This is a genomic window from uncultured Parasphingorhabdus sp., assembly GCF_963975555.1.
Classification (GTDB): Bacteria; Pseudomonadota; Alphaproteobacteria; order Sphingomonadales; family Sphingomonadaceae; genus Parasphingorhabdus.
In genome coordinates, this window is the sequence record NZ_CAXBHH010000006.1 from 74,096 (window position 1) to 96,396 (window position 22,301).

General features: G+C 57.1%; 26 protein-coding genes. 14 read left to right on the forward strand and 12 right to left on the reverse strand.

What is annotated here, in order from left to right; translation table 11 throughout:
- Positions 1 to 126: 126 nt before the first annotated feature.
- A complete protein-coding gene (locus tag AAC060_RS12735) occupies positions 127 to 777 on the reverse strand; it encodes a twin-arginine translocation pathway signal protein (RefSeq protein WP_339826805.1) in 651 nt (216 codons plus the stop codon).
- Between the two features lie 325 nt (positions 778 to 1,102).
- On the opposite strand from AAC060_RS12735, the gene AAC060_RS12740 reads away from it, so the two are divergent.
- On the forward strand, positions 1,103 to 1,465 hold the full coding sequence (locus tag AAC060_RS12740) for a PRC-barrel domain-containing protein (protein ID WP_339826807.1): 363 nt from the start codon (positions 1,103 to 1,105) through the stop codon (positions 1,463 to 1,465).
- Positions 1,466 to 1,573: 108 nt separating this feature from the next.
- On the opposite strand, the gene AAC060_RS12745 is transcribed toward AAC060_RS12740, so the two are convergent.
- The 3 genes from AAC060_RS12745 to AAC060_RS12755 form a co-directional block, all read right to left on the reverse strand.
- Positions 1,574 to 1,765: a DUF3008 family protein gene (locus AAC060_RS12745; protein ID WP_339826808.1), complete on the reverse strand. Its 192-nt coding sequence runs from the start codon at positions 1,763 to 1,765 to the stop codon at positions 1,574 to 1,576.
- 43 nt (positions 1,766 to 1,808) lie between these two features.
- Positions 1,809 to 2,294, reverse strand: a complete 486-nt coding sequence (locus AAC060_RS12750; RefSeq protein ID WP_339826809.1) for an MgtC/SapB family protein — start codon at positions 2,292 to 2,294, stop codon at positions 1,809 to 1,811.
- Positions 2,295 to 2,463: 169 nt separating this feature from the next.
- Positions 2,464 to 2,943 carry a pyridoxamine 5'-phosphate oxidase family protein gene (locus AAC060_RS12755; RefSeq protein WP_339826929.1) on the reverse strand — a complete coding sequence of 160 codons (480 nt, stop codon included), beginning with the start codon at positions 2,941 to 2,943 and terminating at the stop codon, positions 2,464 to 2,466.
- Positions 2,944 to 3,168: 225 nt separating this feature from the next.
- Here AAC060_RS12755 and AAC060_RS12760 point away from each other — a divergent pair, with 225 nt between their 5' ends.
- The 5 genes from AAC060_RS12760 to msrA all read left to right on the forward strand — a co-directional run bounded on the left by AAC060_RS12760 (position 3,169) and on the right by msrA (position 7,289).
- Complete coding sequence (locus tag AAC060_RS12760; protein WP_339826810.1) at positions 3,169 to 4,443, forward strand: O-acetylhomoserine aminocarboxypropyltransferase; 1,275 nt, start codon at positions 3,169 to 3,171, stop codon at positions 4,441 to 4,443.
- On the forward strand, positions 4,443 to 4,745 hold the full coding sequence (locus tag AAC060_RS12765; RefSeq protein WP_339694204.1) for an alkylphosphonate utilization protein: 303 nt from the start codon (positions 4,443 to 4,445) through the stop codon (positions 4,743 to 4,745). The genes AAC060_RS12760 and AAC060_RS12765 overlap by 1 nt, the downstream gene beginning before the upstream one ends.
- Positions 4,746 to 4,818: 73 nt before the next feature.
- Entirely contained in the window at positions 4,819 to 6,021 is a 1,203-nt protein-coding gene (locus tag AAC060_RS12770) for a pyridoxal phosphate-dependent aminotransferase (protein ID WP_339826812.1), read from the forward strand.
- Between the two features lie 366 nt (positions 6,022 to 6,387).
- Positions 6,388 to 6,546, forward strand: coding sequence for a hypothetical protein (locus tag AAC060_RS12775; RefSeq protein WP_339826814.1), 159 nt, complete (start codon positions 6,388 to 6,390; stop codon positions 6,544 to 6,546).
- Positions 6,547 to 6,578: 32 nt separating this feature from the next.
- Positions 6,579 to 7,289: a peptide-methionine (S)-S-oxide reductase MsrA gene (msrA, locus tag AAC060_RS12780; RefSeq protein ID WP_339826816.1), complete on the forward strand. Its 711-nt coding sequence runs from the start codon at positions 6,579 to 6,581 to the stop codon at positions 7,287 to 7,289.
- A 249-nt stretch (positions 7,290 to 7,538) separates the two neighbouring features.
- Here msrA and infC read toward each other — a convergent pair whose 3' ends face one another.
- Together infC and thrS are read right to left on the reverse strand one after the other, a co-directional pair.
- Positions 7,539 to 8,078, reverse strand: coding sequence for a translation initiation factor IF-3 (gene infC, locus AAC060_RS12785; protein ID WP_082788356.1), 540 nt, complete (start codon positions 8,076 to 8,078; stop codon positions 7,539 to 7,541).
- Positions 8,079 to 8,217: 139 nt separating this feature from the next.
- Positions 8,218 to 10,221, reverse strand: coding sequence for a threonine--tRNA ligase (thrS, locus tag AAC060_RS12790; RefSeq protein WP_339826818.1), 2,004 nt, complete (start codon positions 10,219 to 10,221; stop codon positions 8,218 to 8,220).
- Between the two features lie 380 nt (positions 10,222 to 10,601).
- Between thrS and AAC060_RS12795 the strand changes: the two genes are divergently transcribed.
- From AAC060_RS12795 to AAC060_RS12815, 5 genes are all read left to right on the forward strand, one after another.
- Entirely contained in the window at positions 10,602 to 10,997 is a 396-nt protein-coding gene (locus AAC060_RS12795) for a hypothetical protein (RefSeq protein WP_339826820.1), read from the forward strand.
- The gene (locus AAC060_RS12800; protein WP_339826822.1) at positions 10,994 to 11,185 is read left to right on the forward strand and encodes a helix-turn-helix transcriptional regulator; all 192 of its coding nucleotides are present in this window, start codon (positions 10,994 to 10,996) and stop codon (positions 11,183 to 11,185) included. The genes AAC060_RS12795 and AAC060_RS12800 overlap by 4 nt, the downstream gene beginning before the upstream one ends.
- 53 nt (positions 11,186 to 11,238) lie before the next feature.
- Positions 11,239 to 11,586 (forward strand): hypothetical protein, encoded by a 348-nt coding sequence (locus AAC060_RS12805; protein WP_339826824.1) that lies wholly within the window; start codon positions 11,239 to 11,241, stop codon positions 11,584 to 11,586.
- A gap of 147 nt (positions 11,587 to 11,733) precedes the next feature.
- Positions 11,734 to 12,480, forward strand: a complete 747-nt coding sequence (locus AAC060_RS12810; RefSeq protein WP_339826826.1) for an alpha/beta hydrolase — start codon at positions 11,734 to 11,736, stop codon at positions 12,478 to 12,480.
- Positions 12,481 to 12,523: 43 nt separating this feature from the next.
- Entirely contained in the window at positions 12,524 to 13,354 is an 831-nt protein-coding gene (locus AAC060_RS12815; RefSeq protein ID WP_339826828.1) for a tetratricopeptide repeat protein, read from the forward strand.
- A 94-nt stretch (positions 13,355 to 13,448) separates the two neighbouring features.
- On the opposite strand, the gene AAC060_RS12820 is transcribed toward AAC060_RS12815, so the two are convergent.
- A complete protein-coding gene (locus AAC060_RS12820; RefSeq protein WP_339826830.1) occupies positions 13,449 to 14,168 on the reverse strand; it encodes an SIMPL domain-containing protein in 720 nt (239 codons plus the stop codon).
- Positions 14,169 to 14,301: 133 nt separating this feature from the next.
- Between AAC060_RS12820 and AAC060_RS12825 the strand changes: the two genes are divergently transcribed.
- Positions 14,302 to 14,721, forward strand: coding sequence for a VOC family protein (locus tag AAC060_RS12825; protein ID WP_339826931.1), 420 nt, complete (start codon positions 14,302 to 14,304; stop codon positions 14,719 to 14,721).
- Between the two features lie 13 nt (positions 14,722 to 14,734).
- Here the strand turns inward: AAC060_RS12825 and AAC060_RS12830 are convergent, their stop codons facing one another.
- Entirely contained in the window at positions 14,735 to 16,393 is a 1,659-nt protein-coding gene (locus AAC060_RS12830) for a diguanylate cyclase (RefSeq protein WP_339826832.1), read from the reverse strand.
- A gap of 177 nt (positions 16,394 to 16,570) precedes the next feature.
- On the opposite strand from AAC060_RS12830, the gene gloB reads away from it, so the two are divergent.
- Both gloB and AAC060_RS12840 read left to right on the forward strand, forming a co-directional pair.
- Positions 16,571 to 17,293: a hydroxyacylglutathione hydrolase gene (gloB, locus tag AAC060_RS12835; RefSeq protein WP_339826834.1), complete on the forward strand. Its 723-nt coding sequence runs from the start codon at positions 16,571 to 16,573 to the stop codon at positions 17,291 to 17,293.
- Between the two features lie 83 nt (positions 17,294 to 17,376).
- Positions 17,377 to 17,787, forward strand: coding sequence for a hypothetical protein (locus tag AAC060_RS12840; RefSeq protein ID WP_339826836.1), 411 nt, complete (start codon positions 17,377 to 17,379; stop codon positions 17,785 to 17,787).
- Between the two features lie 264 nt (positions 17,788 to 18,051).
- On the opposite strand, the gene AAC060_RS12845 is transcribed toward AAC060_RS12840, so the two are convergent.
- From AAC060_RS12845 to AAC060_RS12860, 4 genes are all read right to left on the reverse strand, one after another.
- On the reverse strand, positions 18,052 to 18,663 hold the full coding sequence (locus tag AAC060_RS12845; RefSeq protein ID WP_339826838.1) for a hypothetical protein: 612 nt from the start codon (positions 18,661 to 18,663) through the stop codon (positions 18,052 to 18,054).
- A 181-nt stretch (positions 18,664 to 18,844) separates the two neighbouring features.
- Positions 18,845 to 19,102, reverse strand: a complete 258-nt coding sequence (locus AAC060_RS12850; protein ID WP_339826840.1) for a DUF2171 domain-containing protein — start codon at positions 19,100 to 19,102, stop codon at positions 18,845 to 18,847.
- Between the two features lie 155 nt (positions 19,103 to 19,257).
- Positions 19,258 to 19,878, reverse strand: coding sequence for an extensin family protein (locus AAC060_RS12855; protein WP_339826841.1), 621 nt, complete (start codon positions 19,876 to 19,878; stop codon positions 19,258 to 19,260).
- A gap of 429 nt (positions 19,879 to 20,307) precedes the next feature.
- Positions 20,308 to 22,065, reverse strand: coding sequence for an AMP-binding protein (locus AAC060_RS12860; protein ID WP_339826933.1), 1,758 nt, complete (start codon positions 22,063 to 22,065; stop codon positions 20,308 to 20,310).
- Positions 22,066 to 22,301 lie beyond the last annotated feature (236 nt).

A 22,301-nucleotide genomic window follows, 5' to 3' on the forward strand; every position in this document is an offset into this window, starting at 1 on the left:
GCTGTCATTCTCCCGCCACCGCTATACCGGTCATTTGAGGATATCCATCATGCACCTTGGCGTGCCGCTCGGGTTTATGAAACAACGTTGCCCCTGTCCGTCCAGTCGCTTTGGGTCTCAGCGGCTTTATTCTGCTGGCGCTGCTTTTTCAGCCTTGCCCGCTGCCACGAGGGTATCCCAACTGCCCCAGTCTATCGCGCGTCCGGGATAGGCGACTTTCTCGAATGGCCAGTCTGTCGCTACCCAGCGGCTGGCCCATTGATATAGCTCGGCGTCGAAGCCTGCATCATATTCGGCCTTGGTCACCCACATTTTGACCACGGCATCATAGCCTTCCACATTGCTTGGTTGGACGTAGAGGGAGCCACGCTCGCGGCTGCCGTCCGGCGTGAGTATGGCATAGGCAAAGGATTTGCGGCTTTCAAACCGGGCCTGTTCACTTTCCATGTCCTTCATCGCGTCGGCAGCAGTGATGTCCTTGTGCGGCCAGCCGGTGCTGCGGGTGAACGTCTTCTGCAAATGATCGATGGAGGACATATAGGCGGCGAAATCTACATCAACCAGATCCGGGCCCAGTGGCACGATCTTGAAATCTTCTGTCTCGATCAGAGTAGGGGCGTTGAAATCCGCCGGGATGAAGGAGGGCTCTGCTGGTTCGGTCTTTGCAACCGCTGTGGCAGAGCTGCTTTCTGCCAATATCGTTGCAGATGCGGGGCAGGCGGTGATCAGGGCCATCGCCAGAGTCAGGCCTGCGCCTGTCATCCTCAAATTCATCATGCTCATTCCTCAAAATTGGACGTTTGGTTCAATAGAGTAGTTTTCCGGCAAGTGGAGCCGGATGATATGCTGGAACCGGCATTTTGAGGAATTGCATCAACCAGCTTTTGGCGCAACTGTTCAATTTTTTGGACGTGTGTCGGCTGAGATTTGGGGCCAGTGGGCGTCGCATCCCGCGGCTTTTCTCCACAATCATAAATTTCGAAAAATCCGCGGAACGATCTTCGCGGTCGTTGGTAGATTTCCTGTAGCCACATGGCATCGGCCTTCCCCCTGAATACGGGCCGCCGTGGGGCTATCCCTGAAACCTAGAGGAGATAAAATTATGTTACAGGATGAGCAAAACGGCATGGTAATCGGCAGCGACCGCGTGGACGGCACCACCGTCTATGGCCCGGACGAAGGCAAGATCGGATCGGTCGACAAACTGCTGATCGACAAGCGTGGCGGCAATGTTACCGATGTGGTGATTTCCGCTGGCGGCTTCCTTGGCATAGGTGACGAGAAGCACAGCATTCCCTGGTCGAAGCTCGACTATGACACTAACCTCGGCGGCTACCGGATCGATGTGACCAAGGAACAGCTGATGGATGCGCCGCGCTTTGGCAATAACGAACCGGACCGGGTCTATGACCGCGATTATCAGTCGAGCGTCTATAATTACTGGACGGTGACGCCTTACTGGTAGGCCGTTGTCCTAGACGCAAGAAGCCGGGCGAAAGTGATTTCGCCCGGCTTTTTTGTGCGTGGTGGATATGACTGCTTCAGGCGGGGCGACGACCGCTACTCGAAGGGGCTAGTCGTCGTCTTCGACTTTATCGGGCAGGCCGTCGTGATCGGTGCTGGCAAAATCCTCCAGCTCCTTTTCACTCATGCTGTCATACATGTCCTTCGACGCGCCCTTGAGATCACCGACCTTGGTCTCGCCGCGCTTGGCGGACAAAGCCGCTCCGGCGGCGCGTTGCTGGGCTTTGGATTTTGCTGGCATATATATCTCCTGTTTCTGATGGTGGTTGTTCTGATCGGCTGGTTCAGGACGGTGACCGCTCTTCATCTTCTCCCGGGTCCCAGTGCGAGGTAAAGGGTGCGCTGGTGATCAACACGGTCAGGATGATTCCGGTGATGATCGCGGCCAGCCAGATTTCCCCGAAGCCGCAGATCAGTCCGATCGCGCCCGCTGCCCAGATCGCGGCGGCCGAACCGGCACCCTGGACAAAGCTGCCCTCGCGGAACATCGCGCCGGCACCGAGAAAACCGATGCCGGTGATCACACCTTCGAACACCCGGCTAGGGTCGATATCGCTCTGTGGATCGCGGGTGGATTCGAGCAGCTCCATCGCGCCGATCGCCAGCGCGCAGGCTGCGACCGAGATGATCACAAAGGGCCGGAAATCAATCGGTTTTCTGCGGATGAACCGCTCCAGCCCGATCAGAAACGGTAGCAGGGTGGCGGCGCCGAGTCGCCACAGCGCCTCTGACCAAGCAATCGTATCGGGTCCGGCGAGAATATCCGTCATGGCAAAAGAACGCGCGGGCCGGACATTTGTTGCAGCGAAAACGCGAGAAAGACAGGGGCAGCAGAAGGCGGGAGCAAAGCGGGATAATGCCCGACTCTAACGCCGGCGTCCGCTCTATTCCGTTCTTCTGCGGCCCCTGTGGACTGCGTTCAGATGGCAGTGGCCGCGCCTAGAGCGGCACCTTGGCATGGTCGCCCATTTCGTCGCCGTTCATAGTCATGCCGGTCATCATCTTGAACATGCCAACTACACCGGGATCGGCTTCCCAGATTTCCGCGTCACCGAGATCGAGGCGCAGCATCAGCAGGCTCGGGTCCTGACGGCCCTGTTCGTACCATGCCTCGACCGGCTTGCTCCAGTGCTTGTCGATAATCGCATCATTGGTTTCCTCGGTCAGATTGCCGGAGACGCAGGCGAAAAGATCATGGCCTTTGGAGACAAATTGCATCATCGCCGGGCCGCCCTTGGCGAGCCGGTTGTCACGCGAGGTGTAGAACCAGATCGCGCTGTTTGCGTCCTTGTCGAGCTGCGCGCGCATCGGGATGCTATGCTCGCGGCCGCTATCCAGCGCGATCATCACAAAGGGGCTGTCGGCGATCGACTCCCAGAATTCTTCCCGAATCTCGTCGCGGTTGACTGTATCGTTCATATCTTTGTTGCTCATGGTATCTTTCCTTTTTCCGTTTCATCTGACCAACGCGCAGAGCGGATAAAGTTTCACTACATTCGGGAAAATCATCACGGTTATTGCAGCGGGCAATCTGGTAACGGCGGAAAAATTCCGCCAGCCCGTATCATCCCGTCACAAGTCTGGTTGCGGTGACGGCGCATTGATATTAGGCACGCTGCATATTTCTTGGAATAAGGACGCATCATGACCACCCATCTCGAGACCATGGCTGTACACGCCGGCACCGAACCCGATCCGACGACCAACGCGCGGATCACGCCGATTTACCAGACGGCCTCTTATGTTTTCGATGATGTCGACCATGCTGCCGATCTGTTCAATCTCGATGCGTTCGGCAATATTTACACGCGGATCATGAACCCGACCAACGGCGCGCTGGAAGGCAAGATTGCGGCGATGGAGGGCGGCGTCGGCGCGCTGGCGGTGGCTTCGGGCCATGCGGCGCAGATCATCGTCTTCCATGTGCTGATGGACCCAGGCGCGCATATTGTTGCGGCGAAGAAGCTTTACGGCGGCTCGCTCAACCAGCTCGCCCATTCGGTCAAGAAATTCGGCTGGAACGTCACCTTTGTCGACGCCGACAATATGGACGAAGTCAGGGGCGCGATCACCGATGACACGCGCTGCGTGTTTATCGAGAGCCTCGCCAATCCCGGCGGCGTGGTACAGGATATCGAGGCGATTGCCGATATCGCTCATGCAGCCGGCATCCCGCTGGTGGTCGACAATACGATGGCCTCGCCGATGCTCTGCCGCCCGATCGAACATGGCGCGGATATTGTCGTGGAGAGTGGCACCAAATTTCTCGGTGGGCACGGCAATAGCGTCGCCGGCCTGATCGTCGACAGCGGCAAGTTCGACTGGACCAAGAGTCCGAAATATGCGTTCCTGAACCAGCCAAACCCGTCTTATCATGGCAAGGTTTTCACCGATGCCTTTGGCCCGATGGCGTTTATCCTCGCTGCGCGCGCCTTGTCCTTGCGCGATCTGGGGCCGGCACTGGCGCCGCAGAACGCATTCTATATATTGACTGGCATGGAAACGCTGGCGCTGCGTATGGAGCGGCATTGCGAGAACGCGCTCAAAATGGCGCAGTGGCTGCAGGGCCGCGAGGAGGTCAGCTGGGTCTCTTATGCCGGCTTGCCGGACAATGAATATCACGCGCTGGCGCAGAAATATCTCGGCGGCAAGGGCGGCGCGGTGTTCACCTTCGGTCTGAAGGGTGGCTATGAAGCGGGAAGAAAACTGGTCGAAGCGGTCAAGCTGTTCAGCCATCTCGCCAATATCGGCGACACAAGATCGCTGATCATCCACCCCGCCTCGACGACGCATAGCCAATTGTCGGGCGATGAACTGGTTGCCGCTGGTGCCGGGCCCGATGTGGTGCGGTTATCGGTCGGGATCGAACATATCGACGATATTATCGCCGACATGCAACAAGCATTGGATTCTTTGTAATGAGCGACGGCGCAGGCGATTATGTTTATGACGAAGAAACGGGCGAATGGTTGAGCCCGGAAGATGCTGCGGCGCAATCGTCAGGACCGGAGGTTGTTGATGCGGTGGGCAATGTGCTGGCCGATGGCGATGCGGTCACCCTGATCAAGGATCTCAAGGTCAAGGGTGCGGGACAGACGCTGAAACGCGGGACATTGATCAAGTCGATTCGCCTGACCGGGGACGATCAGGAGATTGATTGCAGGCACGAAGGCATAAAAGGTCTCGTACTGCGAGCAGAGTTTGTGAAAAAGCGCAGCTGACCCATTCTCCCTGTTGCAGTGCAGCAGCAATGATATTAGGCAGTCACGCTTATTCCTTGCGACAGGACCTCCCATGACCATGATCTCCAAAGCACTCGGACGTATCCAACCTTCTGCCACGCTGGCGATGACCGCAAAGGTCACCGAACTGAAAGCGCAGGGCATTGACGTGATCGGCCTGTCGGCCGGTGAACCCGATTTCGACACGCCCGACTTCGTCAAGGAAGCGGCGATCCAGGCGATCCGCGACGGCGACACCAATTATACGGTGGTCGACGGCACCGCGGCGCTGAAACAGGCGATTGTCGACAAGTTCGCGCGCGACAACGGCCTGACCTATACGACGAAGCAGATCACCGCCAACAGCGGCGGCAAGCACACATTGTTCAACGCGCTGGTGGCGACGGTCGAAGAAGGCGACGAGGTGATCATCCCCGCGCCTTACTGGGTCAGCTATCCCGACATCGTCAATTTTGCCGGCGGCACTCCGGTGTTTATCGCGGCGGGGGCTGACCAGGGCTACAAGATCACGCCGGAACAGCTGGAAGCGGCGATTACGCCAAAGACCAAATGGCTGATCCTGAACTCGCCATCCAACCCGAGCGGCGCGGCCTATAGCGCCGACGAACTGAAGGCGCTGGGCGCCGTCATATCTCCGCACGAGCAGGTGATGGTGATGACCGACGATATGTACGAACATATCTGGTATGCCGATTTCCCGTTCGCCACGATCGCGCAGGTCTGTCCCGATCTCTACGACCGGACATTGACGGTCAACGGCGTTTCCAAAGCTTATGCGATGACCGGTTGGCGGATCGGTTATGCCGGTGGCCCGGAATGGCTGATCAAGGCGATGGCCAAGTTGCAGTCGCAGTCGACCTCCAACCCCAGCTCGATTTCACAGGCGGCAGCGGTGGCAGCTCTCAACGGCCCGCAGGATTTTCTGATCGAGCGCAACGCCGCTTTCGAGAAACGCCGCGATCTGGTGGTGTCGATGATCAATGACACGCCGGGTCTGCAATGTCCGACTCCGGAAGGTGCCTTTTATGTCTATCCTGACGCCAGCGAGCTGATGGGCAAAACAACACCCAAGGGCGTGGTGATCAACACGGATGAAGATCTGATCGCCTATTTTCTGGAAGAAGCACAGGTTGCCGCTGTGCATGGTGGGGCCTTTGGCCTCTCGCCGGCATTCCGGATCAGCTACGCGACATCGGAAGAGATATTGATCGAGGCCTGCACCAGAATCCAGCGGGCCTGCGCTACTTTAATTTAACCTCAGGCGCCGGGCGGGCGCATCCGCGCCCTTGGCTTTCGCGCCATAAGGCGCGGCGGCCGGTCGGCCTTGCCTCGGCTTCGCCTCGGTTAGAAACCAGCCAACAGTTGGGACGCCAAACCGAGGCGCAGCGGAGGCAAGCGCGACCGCGCGCTCGCAGCGTAAGCGAGGATAGCCAAGCGGACGGATGTCCGCGCCCGGCGCCTGAGGTTAAAATAAAAACATCCCTCCGATAGAAAATCTTCCCGCTCGCAAACTGAATATGACCTTGTGATCAGGTTCACAGCGGGGAAAGGAAAACTATATTAACAACTGTAACCTACAGGCGGGACGTTTCGAACAGATGATGACCCCAAGGAACAGACCATGATGAAAATATTCAAGTCCGATTTGACCTATAGCCTCGGCGGCGGCTTTCTCGCTGGTGCATTGATGTTGTTTTTCATGCAACCCGCAGAGCAGCGTTCCGACATGGGCCAGGATCTGTCGTCGACGGTTAGCGCTGCATCGCAGTTGATCAGTTAATTCCGATGGGCCCATTCCTCTCCAGAACAATCATGTTTGGCGTCAGTCTCGCCTGTTTTGGTGTGGTCTGGGCCGGTGTACAAACGGCGCTGCCTGTTGATCAGGCTTCGCCGCAGCCCTTCGTCGGCGAAGCCCATGCCGCCGAAAAGGCCACGATCATTCCGATGCCGCGCGTTGTCGCCGGAGAGACCGGAACGCGGGCTGTCGCGATTTTTGCGGGTGGCTGCTTCTGGGGTGTCGAGGGCGTCTTTGAACATACCAAGGGCGTTGTCAGTGCATCATCGGGCTATCATGGCGGCACCAAACGCAGCGCATCTTACAAGCTGGTGAGTGCTGGCCTGACCGATCATGCCGAAGCGGTACGGGTAGTCTATGACCCCAGCCAGGTCAGCTATGGCCAGCTGATGCAGATTTATTTTTCGGTGATCGCCGATCCGACGATGTTCAACGCGCAAGGACCGGACCGCGGCAAGCAATATCGTGGCGCGCTGGTACCGATGAATGCCAAGCAAGCGAAAGCGGCTCGCGCCTATGTCGCGCAGCTTAGCAAGGGGCGCTATTGGAATCGTCCGATTGTGACCAGGATAGAAGCTTTTAAAGCCTTTTACCCGGCCGAGACTTATCATCAGGATTTCATGCGGAAGAACCCGCGGCAAGGCTATATCGTCCGCTGGGACAAGCCCAAGGTCGCTAATCTGAAGCGCTATTTCCCGCGGCAATATCGCGCAAAACCCTCCGCCTGACATTCGCCCGAACGACTCATCAAGTTTAACAGTTAGTTAGCTTTCGATTGTTATTCATACGCCGGGGATTGAGAAGCAGGAGGGCGATAATGGTACACCAAGAGTTTGAAATTATGATTGCTTTCACGGCCTTGGTCGTGGGTGTCGGAATGTTATGGATTGTGCGCAGCCAGCCAGACTGAACGGCAGGCGCCTCGCCGGCCAGCGGCAGATCAAAAAAAGGCCCCCGTTTTCGGGGGCCTTTATGCATTATTTAGGGCTGAGCACCATCAACATCTGACGGCCTTCCAGTTTCGGATAGGCCTCGACCTTGGCGGTTTCCTTCATGTCGTTCTGCACCCGCACGAGCAATGCCATGCCGAGTTGTTGATGCGACATTTCACGACCACGGAAGCGCAGGGTCACTTTGACCTTGTCGCCATTGTCGATGAATTTGTTCACATTGCGCATTTTCACGTCATAATCATGATCGTCGATATTCGGACGCATCTTGATTTCCTTGACGTCCTGCACCTTCTGCGTCTTGCGCGCAGCATTGGCCTTTTTCTGGGCCTCATATTTGAATTTGCCGACGTCGAGATATTTTGCAACCGGTGGTTGCGCGTTCGGAGAAACCTCGACCAGGTCAAGGCCAACTTCTGCTGCTCGCTCGATCGCTTCCCTCGTGTTCATCACGCCAAGGTTTTCGCCCTTGTCGTCGATGACCCTTACGGTGTCGGAATTGATCAGATCGTTGAAGCGCGGTCCGCCTTTTACGGGCGGCGTGGGGCGACGAGGTGGTGCAGCTATGTTAAATACTCCCGAGTGGTTTTCTATGCTGGCTCATTAGCCGCAAAGTTTACATGAATAAAGCCTTCTTGATGGCGAAAGAGATATTAGCCATCAATATTGTGGTGTGAATGCCACAGCTTCCTTTAATATATGGTAATTATGAGACCGATTTCAAGTCCGGTGGCAACGCTTCGTTCTTCAACATGGCTACAACCTCGTCAAGCGTCAGAAACTCCTGCTCCTTCTGGCCAAGCCGGCGCAGAGCAACCTTGCCTTCTTCCGCTTCGCGCATACCAACAACCAGGATATTAGGGACTTTCCCGACTGAATGCTCGCGCACCTTGTAGTTGATCTTCTCGTTGCGCAGATCGGCTTCGACCCGGATGCCGGCGGCTTTCAGTTTTTCAACCACCTGTTCGGCATAAGGATTGGCGTCGGTGACGATCGTCGCGACGACAGCCTGGGTCGGTGCCAGCCAGAGCGGCAGCTTGCCGGCATAATGTTCGATGAGAATGCCGATAAACCGTTCGAAGGATCCCAAAATTGCGCGATGCAACATGATCGGCTGATGCCGTTCGCCATCCTCGCCAACATAAGTCGCGTCAAGCCGCTCCGGTAGTATCGTGTCGGTCTGGATCGTGCCGACCTGCCAGGTCCGGCCGATCGCGTCGGTAAGATGGAATTCCAGCTTGGGAGCGTAAAATGCGCCTTCGCCCGGCAATTCTTCCCAGCCATATTCTTCGGTATCGCGCCCCGTCGCAATGACGGCGTCGCGCAACGACTGTTCCGACCAGTCCCACATTTCGTCGCTGCCAATGCGGTTGTCGGGTCGCAGCGCCAGCTTGATCGCATAATTTTCAAACCCGAGGTCGCGGTAGCAACGGTCCAGCATGTCACAGAACAGGCCGACTTCCTCGATCAACTGTTCCTTGGTGCAGAATATATGCGCGTCGTCCTGGGTGAATTGCCGTACCCGCATCAATCCGTGCAGCGCGCCATGCGGTTCGTTGCGGTGGCAGCAGCCGAACTCGGCCATGCGGATCGGGAGATCGCGGTAGCTTTTGATGCCCTGACGAAAGACCAGAACATGGGCAGGGCAGTTCATCGGCTTGATCGCCATCATGTCGGCGGTGCCGGTGATGACCGGGCCGTCGCTTTCGGCATCGGGAACCTCGTCCGGAACAGCGAACATATTCTCGCTATATTTGCCCCAGTGGCCGGATTGCTCCCATTGCCGAACGTCCATCAACTGCGGCGTCTTGACCTCTTCATAGCCGGCATCAATCTGGCGGCGGCGCATATATTGCTCCAGAGCCTGCCAGATTACATAGCCTTTGGGATGCCAGAAAATGCTGCCCTGCGCTTCGGACTGGATATGATATAGATCCATTTCCTGGCCGAGTTTGCGGTGATCGCGCTTGGCCGCTTCTTCCAGCCGCAGCAGATGCGCGGCCAGCTGTTTCTTGTTGAGCCAGCCGGTGCCGTAAATACGCGATAATTGCGGATTGCGCTGGTCGCCGCGCCAATAGGCACCGGACACGCGCATCAGCTTGAACGCTTTCGGGTCAAGCTTGCCGGTCGAAGCCAGATGCGGCCCGCGGCACATGTCCATCCAGTCGTCTCCGGACCAGTAAATCGTAATTTCGTCGCCGTCGGGCAGTTCAGCGGCCCATTCGGCCTTGAACGTCTCTCCGTCCTTCTGCCAGCGCGCGATCAGGTCGTTGCGATCCCAGACTTCCCGGCGCAGCGGTTTGTCGGCAGCGATGATCCGCTGCATTTCCTCTTCGATTCTCGGCAGGTCTTCGTCGGTAAACGGGTCACCGGCTGGTGCGAAGTCATAATAGAACCCGTCATCGGTCGACGGACCAAAAGTGATCTGCGTGCCGGGAAAGATGTTCTGCACCGCCTCTGCCAGCACATGGGCATAGTCATGGCGTGCCAGTTCCAGCGCATCTTCCTCGTCGCGCGAGGTCACCAGCGCCAGTTCGGTATCTTCTTCCAGCGGGCGCATGATATCGCGCAGCTCGCCGTCAATCTTTGCCGCGAGCGCGGCTTTGGCAAGGCCGGGCCCGATATCGGCGGCAATCTGTGCGGGAGTAGTGCCCATGGCCACTTCACGCGTGCTACCGTCGGGAAGGGTGATTTTAATCATCTTGGTCATGGGCTCAGATCATCTCAAAATTTGTCAAAGTTGGGTCTAGAGAAGGCGGGGAAACCCGCCATCAAAGGGTTGGATTTGACTTAGACTTTTGAAGTTTCAAGTCAACCAAATCACGGAGAGGTTTGATTTGAATGACAAGTATCATATGCAAATTGTCATGGAAGCTTGACATTCGTGTCCGAATCGCTCAATTAAGTCAAGTAAGCATGACATAATGTCTATGTAGCTTGATGGAGGACGATAATGAGGTTGAAACGCTGTTCGGGTCGGGCGATGACCCCCAATGAAAATATCGCCATATGGGCGGCGCTGGTGGTCCTGTTGCTGGGGGCGATGTGAGCGCTATGGGAAGGCAGTCAGGAAAGAGCCTATGGCCCCGCATGTGGAACTGGATCAAGCCCGACTGGCTGTTCCTGTTCATGCTAGTCGCCAGCATCGGACTACCGGTTTTGAGCGGGCTGAAAACCGATGTCAGCCAGTTTGTACCTCCGCCGCTATTTCCCAAACTGGCCTTGCTGATCGGAGCCATGGTGGCGCTTTCGGCTATAGCGACGGTGGGCGCGAAGCTCGATCGCAAGCATCTTGATGATTATATGTTCCAGATGGTCGCCAACGGCGCGGTAATTGCGATAATCACGACGATGCTGGTCAATATGATTTGGGAGATCGGTTCCGGCATATTGCCGCCGATTACACGCGATGATCTGATATCGGTGATGATGGGTAGCTGGAGTCTTGGCTATTTTTTCTATCGTTTTCGCGGGCTCAACACATGAAAAACCGGCTCAAGGTTCTCCGCGCCGAACGCGACTGGTCGCAGGCGGATTTGGCCGAACGGCTCGCGGTTTCCCGGCAAAGCATCAACGCGATCGAAACCGGTAAATATGATCCGTCGCTGCCGCTCGCGTTCAAGATTGCCGATCTGTTCGAAATGACAATCGAAGAGATATTCCAGCACGATTGATCGACTGACGAATTGTGATGCACTGGAGCGGATGTTGTTTTAAGCTCGACCTAATGTCTGATTTTGCAAACATTTGGCTCGTCGATGGTGACAGCGCCCTGAAACGCCGGGTGCGGATGGAAACTGTTGGCAAGACATTCGTACTTTATGAACAACTTTGGCGCAGCGAAGCCTATTTTTTCGGCGATCTGGTCTATCGCGGCACGGAAGGCGATTCCCATGTCTTCGGTCTCGAGGACGGCATCAAGAGCCGGCAGAAATGGAAGCTGGGGTTCAAGGGTGATCTCCCCGCAGAACTCGTGCCGCTGCTACCCCGGGTCAAGCAACCGTTGATATCCAATATCGGCATGCTGGTCATCGCCTTTCTTTGTCTGGCTATTGTCTATCTTGTCGCTCGCTGACGAACGGCGCAATTGAGAGTCGAGTGTTGACCCTCTCCTGATTCTTGCGCAAGCGGCTAGCCGCTGCATCTTCTCATCCGACATTTTCTGACTATATGGCAGAAGATGGATCGCCGCCTTCGCGGGGACAGGCAGACGGAATAATCTATGGAAGACGACATCTTGAATCTCGACCGTCCCGGCGGTGCAACGCTCGCTTATTGCTATACCCCGGCCAAGCCGGGTGTGCAGGGGACAACGCTGGTTTTCCTGCCCGGCTATATGTCGGACATGGAAGGCGGCAAGGCGCTGGCCGTCGATGCCTGGGCAAAGCAGCAGGGCAGGGCGATGCTGCGCCTCGACTATTCAGGTTGCGGGGCGAGCGGCGGGGATTTCGAGGACCAGAGCCTGATCGACTGGCGCGACGATGTGCTGTTTCTGATCGACAAGGTGACCTCGGGTTCCATCACCCTGATCGGTTCGTCGATGGGCGGCTGGCTGATGTTGCTGGTTGCGTTGTCACGGCCGATGCGGGTCAAGAATCTGGTCGGTATCGCGGCTGCGCCGGACTTTACCGACTGGGGCTTCACCCAGGAACAGAAAATGACGATATTGCGTGAGGGCAAGCTGGAGGAAGAAAGCGAATATTCCGACGAGCCCTATGTCACAACCCGGACATTCTGGCAGTCGGGCGATAGCGCCCGTCTGCTCCACAAGGAAATCGCATTCGACGGTGCGGTGCGGCTGCTTCACGGGCAGAAAGATGATGACGTGCCTTGGGCCTATAGTCTGGAGATCGCGAAGAAGGTCCGTTCAGATGATGTGCAGGTCCATCTGGTAAAGGACGGCGATCACCGCCTTTCCCGGGATAAGGATATTGCCTTGCTGATCGACATATTGTCACGACTGGGATGAGTGCCGGTCTCTTTAACCGAAGCCAATAACGGACATATCATCCATGATTTCGTCGCTACTCCTGCCATTATTGATGCAATCGGCCACGCCTTATGGTTCGCCGATCGACCCTGTGCTCCGCCCGTCGGAGGCCAAGCGCGAGGGGCCGGTCAATTCGCCCCCGGTTAAAGCGAAAACACCCGGCGATGTTCGATTTGAGCAATGTCTTGATCAGGTGACTGACGATCCGACCAACGGTCTGCTCACAGCGAATAAATGGCAGATCGAAGGCGGCGGCTATCTGGCGCGCAATTGCCTTGGCTTCGCTTATGCCGAACAGGAAAATTGGTCAAAGGCGATTGGCGAATTTGTCCAGGCAGCAGAGAAAGCACAGGCAGCGGGCGATGAGCGCGCTGGCAATTTCTGGTCACAGGCCGGCAACGCGGCGCTGGCCAGCGGCGATCATCAGCTTGCCCTGAAATATTTTGGTACCGCGCTCGAGCAAAAAGATCTTGATGGATTGCTGAAAGGCGAAGTGCATCTGGATATGGCGCGCGCCTTTGTTGCGTTTAACAAATATGACGAGGCGAAGCAGCAATTTGCGCTGGTCCACGAACTTGTGCCCGAAGATCCGCTCGGCTGGCTGCTGTCGGCGACGCTGGCGCGGCGGATGGGCGATCTTGTCCAAGCCAAGTCTGATATTGCTGTGGCCGCCAAACTGGTCACAAGCGATCCGGCCATCGCGCTCGAGGCCGGGAATATCGCCTATGAAGCGGGCGATGTCGCGAACGCGAGGATCAACTGGGAGCAGGCGGTCAAATATGATCCGGACAGCAGCTCAGCCAAAGCCGCAGCCCGTTATCTCGCGCAGATGCTGACTGGCGCAGAGCAATAATTCCGCATCACTGAAGCATCGTCGAACCGGCTCGGACTGGGATCGATGCTAAAGGCGGCCTCGATCCTGTCAGGGATCGAGCCGCCTCCTGCTACTAATCGAGATAGAAATTCACCGTCGTGACCACGCGCACTTTCTTGTACGGCGTGTCGGTCACGCCATAGCCGCCGGCATCGCCGTCGCGGCTGTCGATGCTGAAATAGCCCTGGGTCGCGGATTTGATCCCGCCGACGTCGGTGCCGCTGTCTTCGGCAAATTGTTCGGCGGACTTGCGCGCGTCCTTGGTTGCTGCGGCGACCATTTCCGGTTTGATCTCGTCAAGCTTGGTAAAAGTATAGCTCATCCCCGAACCGTCCTCGAGCACGACTCCGCGCCGGACCAGATCGAATTGCCGGGCGACTGCGGCCTGGGCCTTGTCGATATCATCGGTGCGCAGGCTGAGTCGCTGGCGGATGGTATATTGGGGGATGCCGTTGTTGCTATATTGGTTGACGTTAGCGCCGGTCGGTTTGAGCGCATCGGCCTTGAAGCCGAGTTCCTTGAAAAAGCTGGTGATCGCAGTGGTGTCGCGGTCGATGTCTGTCTGGGCGCTTTGCAGGTCGGTGGACTGGGCGCTGTAGGCGATGGTCCAGGTGGCGAGGTCGGCGGTGACGTCACGCTCGGCAAGGCCGCGTACGGTGACGCTGCGATCCGCCATCTTGGCGCGCAGCAGGCCGTCACCCAGCAAATAGCCGCCTGTAATAAGACCAATGGTCAGCAGGCCTGCGCTGGCGAGCCAGACCTTGTTTCTGCTCTCGATAAATTTCTCGCTCATCACTCTTTCCCTCAGTTCAAAAGCCGCTTAGGCTGTTGCAAATGACCCGGTTCGGCATTGCGATATCTGCGATGAACCGTTTCTGAATAGCGATGAATGGAGAATTCCTGTGACCATAAAATATCTGCACACCATGCTCAGGGTCAGCGATCCGGAAGCAACGGTCGCCTTTTTCGGGCTATTGGGGCTGGAAGAGGTCCGCCGCTATGATAGCGAACAAGGGCGTTTCACCCTGATTTTTCTGGCGGGTCCGGGCCAGAAGGATATTGCCGAAGTCGAACTAACCTATAACTGGCCATCGGAAGACGGCAGTCCGGCTGAACAATATGATGGTGGCCGCAATTTCGGCCATCTCGCTTATGCTGTCGATGATATCTACGCCTTGTGCCAGACCTTGATGGATGCCGGTGTGACCATCAACCGTCCGCCCCGCGATGGCCATATGGCTTTTGTGCGTTCGCCGGATAATATCTCGGTCGAGTTGCTGCAAAAGGGTGACCGGCTGCCGGTTCAGGAGCCTTGGGCGAGTATGGAAAATATCGGCGAGTGGTAAGTCCCGACGACCGCTAGATCGAAGCCTTGCCGGTCGGTATCGACGGGCTGATCTTGGATATATCGATCCACACAACCTGGTTCCGGCCGTTGTTCTTGGCATCATAGAGACGCCGGTCGGCGGTTCCCATCACGCTGCGCAATGAAGCGCGCTTGGCAATAGAAGCGACGCCGACGGAAAATGTGACCGGCTCCTGGATCTCGGGCACACGTTCGTGCACGGCATTGATCAGGGATTCACATATTGCGGTGAGCGCATTGGCAGGAAATTTCTTGCGGTTGTCCCGGCTGTCGGGTTCGAGCAGCAGCGTGAATTCCTCACCGCCGATCCGGGCTGCGAAATGGCGGGTTGCATCGAGCTCTTTGCCGACAACCCGCAATACTTCGTCACCGACTTCATGGCCGTAGAGGTCATTTACCCGCTTGAAGAAGTCAATGTCGATAATCGCAAGGTGGCTGTAGCGATGCTCGTGCAGGTTACGCGCGAACTCTCGCTCGAACGCACGACGATTGTTCATCATGGTTAGTCCGTCCGTGTCGGCGAGCAGGGTTAGTTCGACTTGTTTTCGCAATATGCTTTCATTCTGCTGTCGCAGGCGGAGAATACGGTTGGCAACACCGAGCGCGAGGGCGATGGTTTCTATTACCAGCATGAAATAGAGGCCGTAATCGAGTATCGCCCAGCCAGTGTATAAATCCATGCCGCGCGCTACCCGGTCCAGCCCCAAAACGATGATCGGTGTCCAGCCGGCGATCTGGAACCAGATCGCCTTGCTGCCGCGACGCAGCGCATGGCCCATGGTATATAATACGATGCAAAAGGCCGGTATGAAAGAAGCGTGATACCATGCGCGCGCGTGGATATTATAGCCACCATCAACCGGCATGATGAACGCCGTGACAAATACCGGCAGCATTGCGCTCGCCAGTATGACGGTCTGGAGCCAGGGGGCAATTTTCCCCTGCTCGACAAAGCGGACGAGGAAAAATCCGCTGGCGGCAAAGCCGACCGCAAGGGTCCAGTGATTGAGCAGCATCTTGGTGGTCAGGCTGGTTTCGGGGAAGGGGATGAAGATCAGGCCGGAAGAACTGAAAGTGTAAGCGACGGTGGTTGCGATCATCAGGCTGTGCCAGAGCATGAAACTATAGCGCAACGCTCCATAGAAGCAGAGATTATAGATGAGCGGCATGATCGCCATGCCGCACAAAACTGCAAACATGACCGAGAGTGGAAGTTTCAGGTCATCCCATTTTTTCTTGGATGCCAGTTTGGTAAATGATATCGAGTTGAGCGCTTGCGGATCGTCGATCGTGACATAGACCTGCTGTATGCGATCGCGGATTCCGGGATTTTCCGTCCCCGGAACGAGAAGCCCGAAGCGATTTTTTGGCCGCCAGCTATCAATCACTTCCTGTTCTGAAAAAGAGGAAGACAGGATTTCGCCATCGTCGAGAACGGCATGGACCTGCATCGTGCTCAGGCCGTTATTCTGCCCCTGGACTTCGACCATTCCCGGGGGGAGCGTTTCGGCGTCAAAAGGCATTCTCAGCCATGCGCGGGGACCATTGATGGCCTCTTTGGTCTCGGAACAGTTGAAAGTCGGATTGGTCTTTAACAATGCTGGCAAGGAGACATTTTTTGCGCTGGTCAACGTGCATAATCTGTCTGCCATCGGCACATCTGCATGCGCAGGCGAGCAGAGGCAGATATAGACCAGAAATGCGACGATAAAGCGCAATGAACGCACCCCTAAAGAAATTCTGCTGCAGAAGTTTTCCGGGATAGCGCCAATTCGTTATTTTGAGGTTAACCATCGACAGCACTGGATTTGCATAGTAATTTGCCCGCCATGCTTGAGATTATCAGAATAGCCGTATTGTCTGACAATTATGTCTGGCTGGTCCACGAACCCAATTCGCAGGAGACAATGGTTGTCGATCCGGCGGTGGCGGAGCCGGTGCTGGCCGAGGCAGAGAAACGCGGCTGGAAAATCACCCAGATCTGGAACACCCACTGGCACCCCGATCACACCGGCGGCAATGCCGCGATCAAGGAAGCGACCGGCTGTCATATCACCGGTCCGGAAGCGGAACGGGAGCGCATTCCGACGCTCGACAGCTTTGTGAAGGAAGGCGACACCGTCAAGCTCGGCGAGGTGACTGCTAATGTCATCGACGTGCCTGCCCACACCGCCGGCCATATCGCTTTTCACATTCCGTCGGAAAATGTCGCTTTCGTCGGCGATACGCTCTTCGCCATGGGCTGCGGGCGGTTGTTCGAAGGTACGGCGGAGCAGATGTACGACAATATGCGCAAGCTGGAGGCACTGCCGGACGCCACGAAAATCTATTGCGCCCATGAATATACCCAGAGCAACGGCGAATATGCGCTGGTCGCCGAACCGGACAATCTCGCGCTAAAGGAACGGATGGCCGAGGTTCTGACCTTGCGGGCGAGGGGCGAGGCCACGGTGCCGACGACGATCAGACAGGAACGCGCCACCAATCCGTTCATGCGGGCCGCTTCTGCGGCGGAGCTCGGGGCAAGGCGGACCGCAAAAGACAATTTCTGACTCCGGTCTGCCTGTTTAATCACCGGTTCAGACGCTTTCATGCTAGATGGGTGGCCAACAGGGCTGGGAACAGGAGACAGGCTATGAGAAAATTGCTTTTGACAATTCCGGCGGCAATGCTGCTAGCGGCACCGGCGATGAGCGAAGAGAAGCCCCGGCTCACCGAAAAACAGCAGATCATGCTCGACAAGCGCCTCGAGGGGCGGACTGCGGGCGAGCCAAAAAGCTGCATCGGCCGCAATGACCAGCGCAATATGACGGTGATCAGCGACGACATCCTGCTCTTCTCGTCGAGCCGTAATGCAAAGACGATTTACGTCAACAAACCCTATGGCGGTTGCCACAACGCGGATCGCAACATTCTGGTCTATCGCCGTTCGAGCGCCGCATTATGCCGGGGCGAAATTGTCCAGCTGGTCGACAATCTAAGCGGCATGACCATGGGTAGCTGCGCCTTTGGTGATTTTGTACCTTATACCAAGGATGCTAACTGAGCGCATCCGCTGCAAACTGGACAGAAAACCGCGGATTTATTTTCCGTAAACTTTGCCGGAAAGGCGCAAAATTCCAGCCTTTCCGGCTTGTCGACCGGGCGCCTAGTGTAAACTTTGATTTTGCGCCCCGGCAAATGCCGGTCAGCAAAACCATGCGGACAACGGCTGGCGCCTCTTGCCCGGATTGTCAAAGAGCCCGTCCCGCGTCCGTGGCAGGATCGGCTGCGATGATATGCGACCAGCCTCCGTGTAGGACAGCGCTTTTTAGTTGAGGTTCCCCCCGCCCGGCTCCTTGCCCGGTGGCAATGCATCACGATGCTTCAGCAGCCGCTGTTGATATTCCGTGCCATCGCCATATTCTTCAAACAGGCGCTGCCGATTATGGGTGCCGCGCACTTTCAGCGCGTGCTTGATCGGGCACCAATATTGTTCGGTGCGGGCGGAGACTTCGCGGACATAGGCGATGACGCCATTGGCATAGCTGCAATAGGTGCAGTTGATTTTCTCGATCGCGTTGAGATAGGACAGACGCCCGCGATCATAGACGATATAGTCGCTCCGCCGGACCCGGGCGATACCATAAGCCCGGAAACACACTGATTGATAGATGGAAACCGAGAGGTCGAGAAAGGCAAAGGGAAGCAGCAGGGCGTAGATGAATGGCGCGGTCAGGATCACGGATAGCTGTGCTTCCGAAACATAGCGCACCACACCGATACGCAGAGACCGGTTCATTTTTTCCATATCCCGGTCAAGCTGTGCGCGGCCTTTGCCGAGCCGTTCGCCCATCAGGCGGCGTTCCTCGGCGATCTGGATTTCCAGTTCCGCTTCAAGCTCGCGGATGCGATCGACAATTGCGCTTGCCTTGCTGTTCACCGGCACGTTCCCCTGTTCACTGACTGACCGTCTTCAATCGTCAGATTTTGAGAGAGAACCAATCCGTATAGCTACCTAGTGTTGCGGGTAGGGGAGCAGTGATGACGGACGCGAGCACATATAGAAAAGCCCCGACCGCGCCAAGCGAGGTCGGGGCTTGTGAGGAATAGGAGCTGTCGGCCTATTTATCTTCTTCAAACATATTCACAGCATTTTCGCCGGTTGCCGAGAGGCGGATCTTGTCGCCTTCGAATTCCGCGATCAGGCCAATGGGCAGAAAGTGATGCGAAGCGCCTTTTCCGCTTTGCGTCTGCGGGCTGTCTTTCTTGGTGAGCTTGATGCGCTCGCCGCTATTGTCGAGATGGTCAACGATACCGACGTGCACGCCGTCCGCGCCGATGACTTCCATATTTTCCTTGATCAGGCTCTTGTCTACCATGTCGAAATCCTTTTTCTGTTTTCCTATTATGAGACCAACGTGCGGGAAGCGATCCTGTTCCAAAATCATCGGAGGAGCGATCATTGGTCAAGGAACATAGGGTCTAATCCCGATATCGCTCTAGCTTCTCGTTTGCGGGCGCGGGATACGTAATATTACCGGCAATATTGCGAACCGCTCCGCCGCGCCTGGTCGAAATGCAGATGATCCTCATGCGCCTCGTTATAGTCCGGGGACAGGGTCGTCGCGAACAGGGTGCAGGCGCCGTCGCGCACCTCCTTGAGGAAGCGCGACCGTTCGTCATTCGCGTCCCAGTGACCGGCAACCGAAACCGTGCGCCCGTCGGCGAGGCGGAAGGCGGCGATGTCGATCGCATTGGCCGTGGCATGTTCGCTGTAATTGCCCGTCTGTCCGCCGCCGATCCGCCGACAGCTGTAGCTGCCATAGGTGATGATCTCCTCGACCGTGGTGCCGAGATGGCGGGCAGCCGCGGCTTTGACGATCTGATTTTCCCAGAGGACCAGACTGACCGCCATCGGGCAGCTTGTCCGGGCAGCGGGGCTATAGGCGATGGCCTGCGGCTGGTCCCGGCTGAGGGCGACGCCATTGTCATAACCGCATTGCGGACCGGCATCGACCGGCGGCAGGGGGGAATAGCCGATGGCGGCTTGTTCGAGCAGCGCATGGCAAAAGGGCGTATCGTCGGCGAGTGCGTCGATTTTCCTCGTGGTAAACGGCCCGATCGGCGCGGCCAGCGACAGCGGCGTCCACGGCATCCGGTAGTCATGCCTGATCCATTCGTAACCGCGTAGAGCCAGCGCCAGAAGGATGATAAGAAAGATGATCCGGAAGGAGATGGTCTAAAATCCTGTTCAGGGCGCGGGGGTGTTGGGGGATTTCCTGTTTAACCGTCGCGAGCGGGAAAAGTTCCTATCGTATGCTGTTTGCCGTGACCGTGCGCCCATAGGACTCACACGAAGCCACGAAGCCGCAAAGCGATTGTTCCCCTTCTCCCGTGAGGGAGAAGGATAAGAAGCCTTGCCGCCGAAGCCTTGGCGAAGGCGGCTAGGCGTAGTTGGATGAGGGTGTTCCGCTGGTTGGTTGCCGTGCCACTAGGGTGCAGTAAACCCTCACCCAGCTTCGACTAGGCAGCAAGCTGCCAAATCTGCGCAACCCTCTCCCTTGTGGGAGAGGGAAAGTCCCCACTACTTCTTATACAACCCGTCCATCCGCTCCTGATATCTTTCCCGGATCACATGCCGCCGGATCTTCATGCTCGGGGTCAGCTCTTCATTTTCGATCGCGAACGGTTCGTCGGCGAATTCGAAGCGGCGGACTTTTTCGACGACAGAGAGGTCTTTGTTGACCCGGTCTACCGCTTCCCGCACCGCCGACTTGAACGCCGGGTTGCCCTGCAGGGCGATGAAATCATAGGGCATATCCTGCTCGCGCGACCATTCCAGCGCCCATTCGGGGTCGGGGACGATCAGGCCGACCATATAGGGTTTCTTGTCGCCGGTGATCATCGCCTGCAGGATTTCCGGCTGGATGGTGAGCATGCCCTCGACCTTTTGCGGGGCGATATTGTCGCCCTTGTCGTTGACGATCAGGTCCTTCTTGCGGTCGGTTATCGCGACCCGTCCGGCTTCGTCGATATGGCCGATATCGCCGGTGTGCAGCCAGCCGTCCTTGAGCACCTTGTCGGTCTCGGCCTGGTTGCGCCAATAGCCGTGCATGACCAGCTCGCCGCGGACGAGGATTTCACCATCGGCGGCGATCTTGACCTCGGTGTCGACCATCGGCGGGCCGACCGTGTCCATTTTGAGGCCGGTGCGCGGGCGGTTGCAGGCGATGATCGGGCCGGATTCGGTCTGGCCATAGCCTTGCAGCAAAGTGAGGCCGAGCGACTGGAAGAAGGTGCCGATTTCTGGGTTGAGCGGCGCGCCGCCGGAGACCATCGCCTTGATCCGTCCGCCGAAGCGTTGCTGTACCTTGGGGCGCAGGGTCTTGTCGAGGAACAGGTCCATCAGCTTGTCGCGCTTGCGGCCTTTGCCTTCTGCCTCGCGATTGCCGATGGCGAGCGCCTTGCCGAGCAGATAATTGGGCATTTTGCCCTGTTTCTCGACTGTCTTGATCAGCCGGGCGCGGAGCACTTCGAACAGGCGCGGGACGACGACCATGATCGTCGGACGGACTTCCTCGATGTTCGAGGCTAGCTTCTCGAGACCTTCGGAATAGAAAATCTGCGCGCCGAGGCCGATCGGGAAAAACTGGCCGGCGCTATGTTCATAGGCGTGACTGAGCGGCAGGAAGGAGAGGAAGACTTCGTCGTCCCAGCCAAAGTCCGTTTCGATAACCTCTGCGGGCCCCTTGGTATTGTGCAGGATCGCGCCATGATGCTGCATCACGCCGCGCGGCTTGCCGCCGGTGCCGCTGGTGTAGATAATGCAGGCGGTTTCGTCGCGGGTGATGCTGGCGACCTGCTCGGTCACTTCTGTAACATCAGCGTCGCTACCCTGGACAAGCTTGTCCCAGCTATAGAGGTCGAAATCGCCGGACTGGCCGATGCGCAGATCGGAGATGCCGATGATGATATTGGCGTCCGAAGAGCTGATCACCGACGGCAGCAGATTCTTCGCCAGCTTGCTGTCGGAGACAATCACCGCATGCGCGCCGCTATTGTCGAGGATATGCTGGTGATCGGGGGCGGTGTTGGTGGTGTAGGTCGGCACGGTAATGCAGCCGGCGGCCATGATGCCGAGATCGGCGATACACCATTCCGGCCGGTTTTCCGACACCAGCATGACCCGGTCGCCCTTTTTCAGGCCGATGCGTTTCAGCGATTTCGCCAGCGCGGCGACTTGCCGGGCTGCTTCGGCCCAGCTGGTCGGCTGCCACTGGCCGTCGATCTTGGCGTGCAGAAACGGCCTATCGCCGCCCTGGCTAGCGCGGTCGAAGAACATCGACACCAGATTCTGATATTGATCGATTTCAAGATAACGGTTTTTCGGCTTTTTCTGGCCCACGCAACAATTCCTCTCTCATGCTCCGGATTGATACCGGACCTTGATCATTTGCTTATGGACTAGCGCGGTTGAAACCGCGCGGCAATTATTTAGGTAAAAAGGGTCGCCATTTTCCGGATCGGGGATAACGCAACCACTGCCAATGGACATCGCTGATCGACCTGGTCTATAGC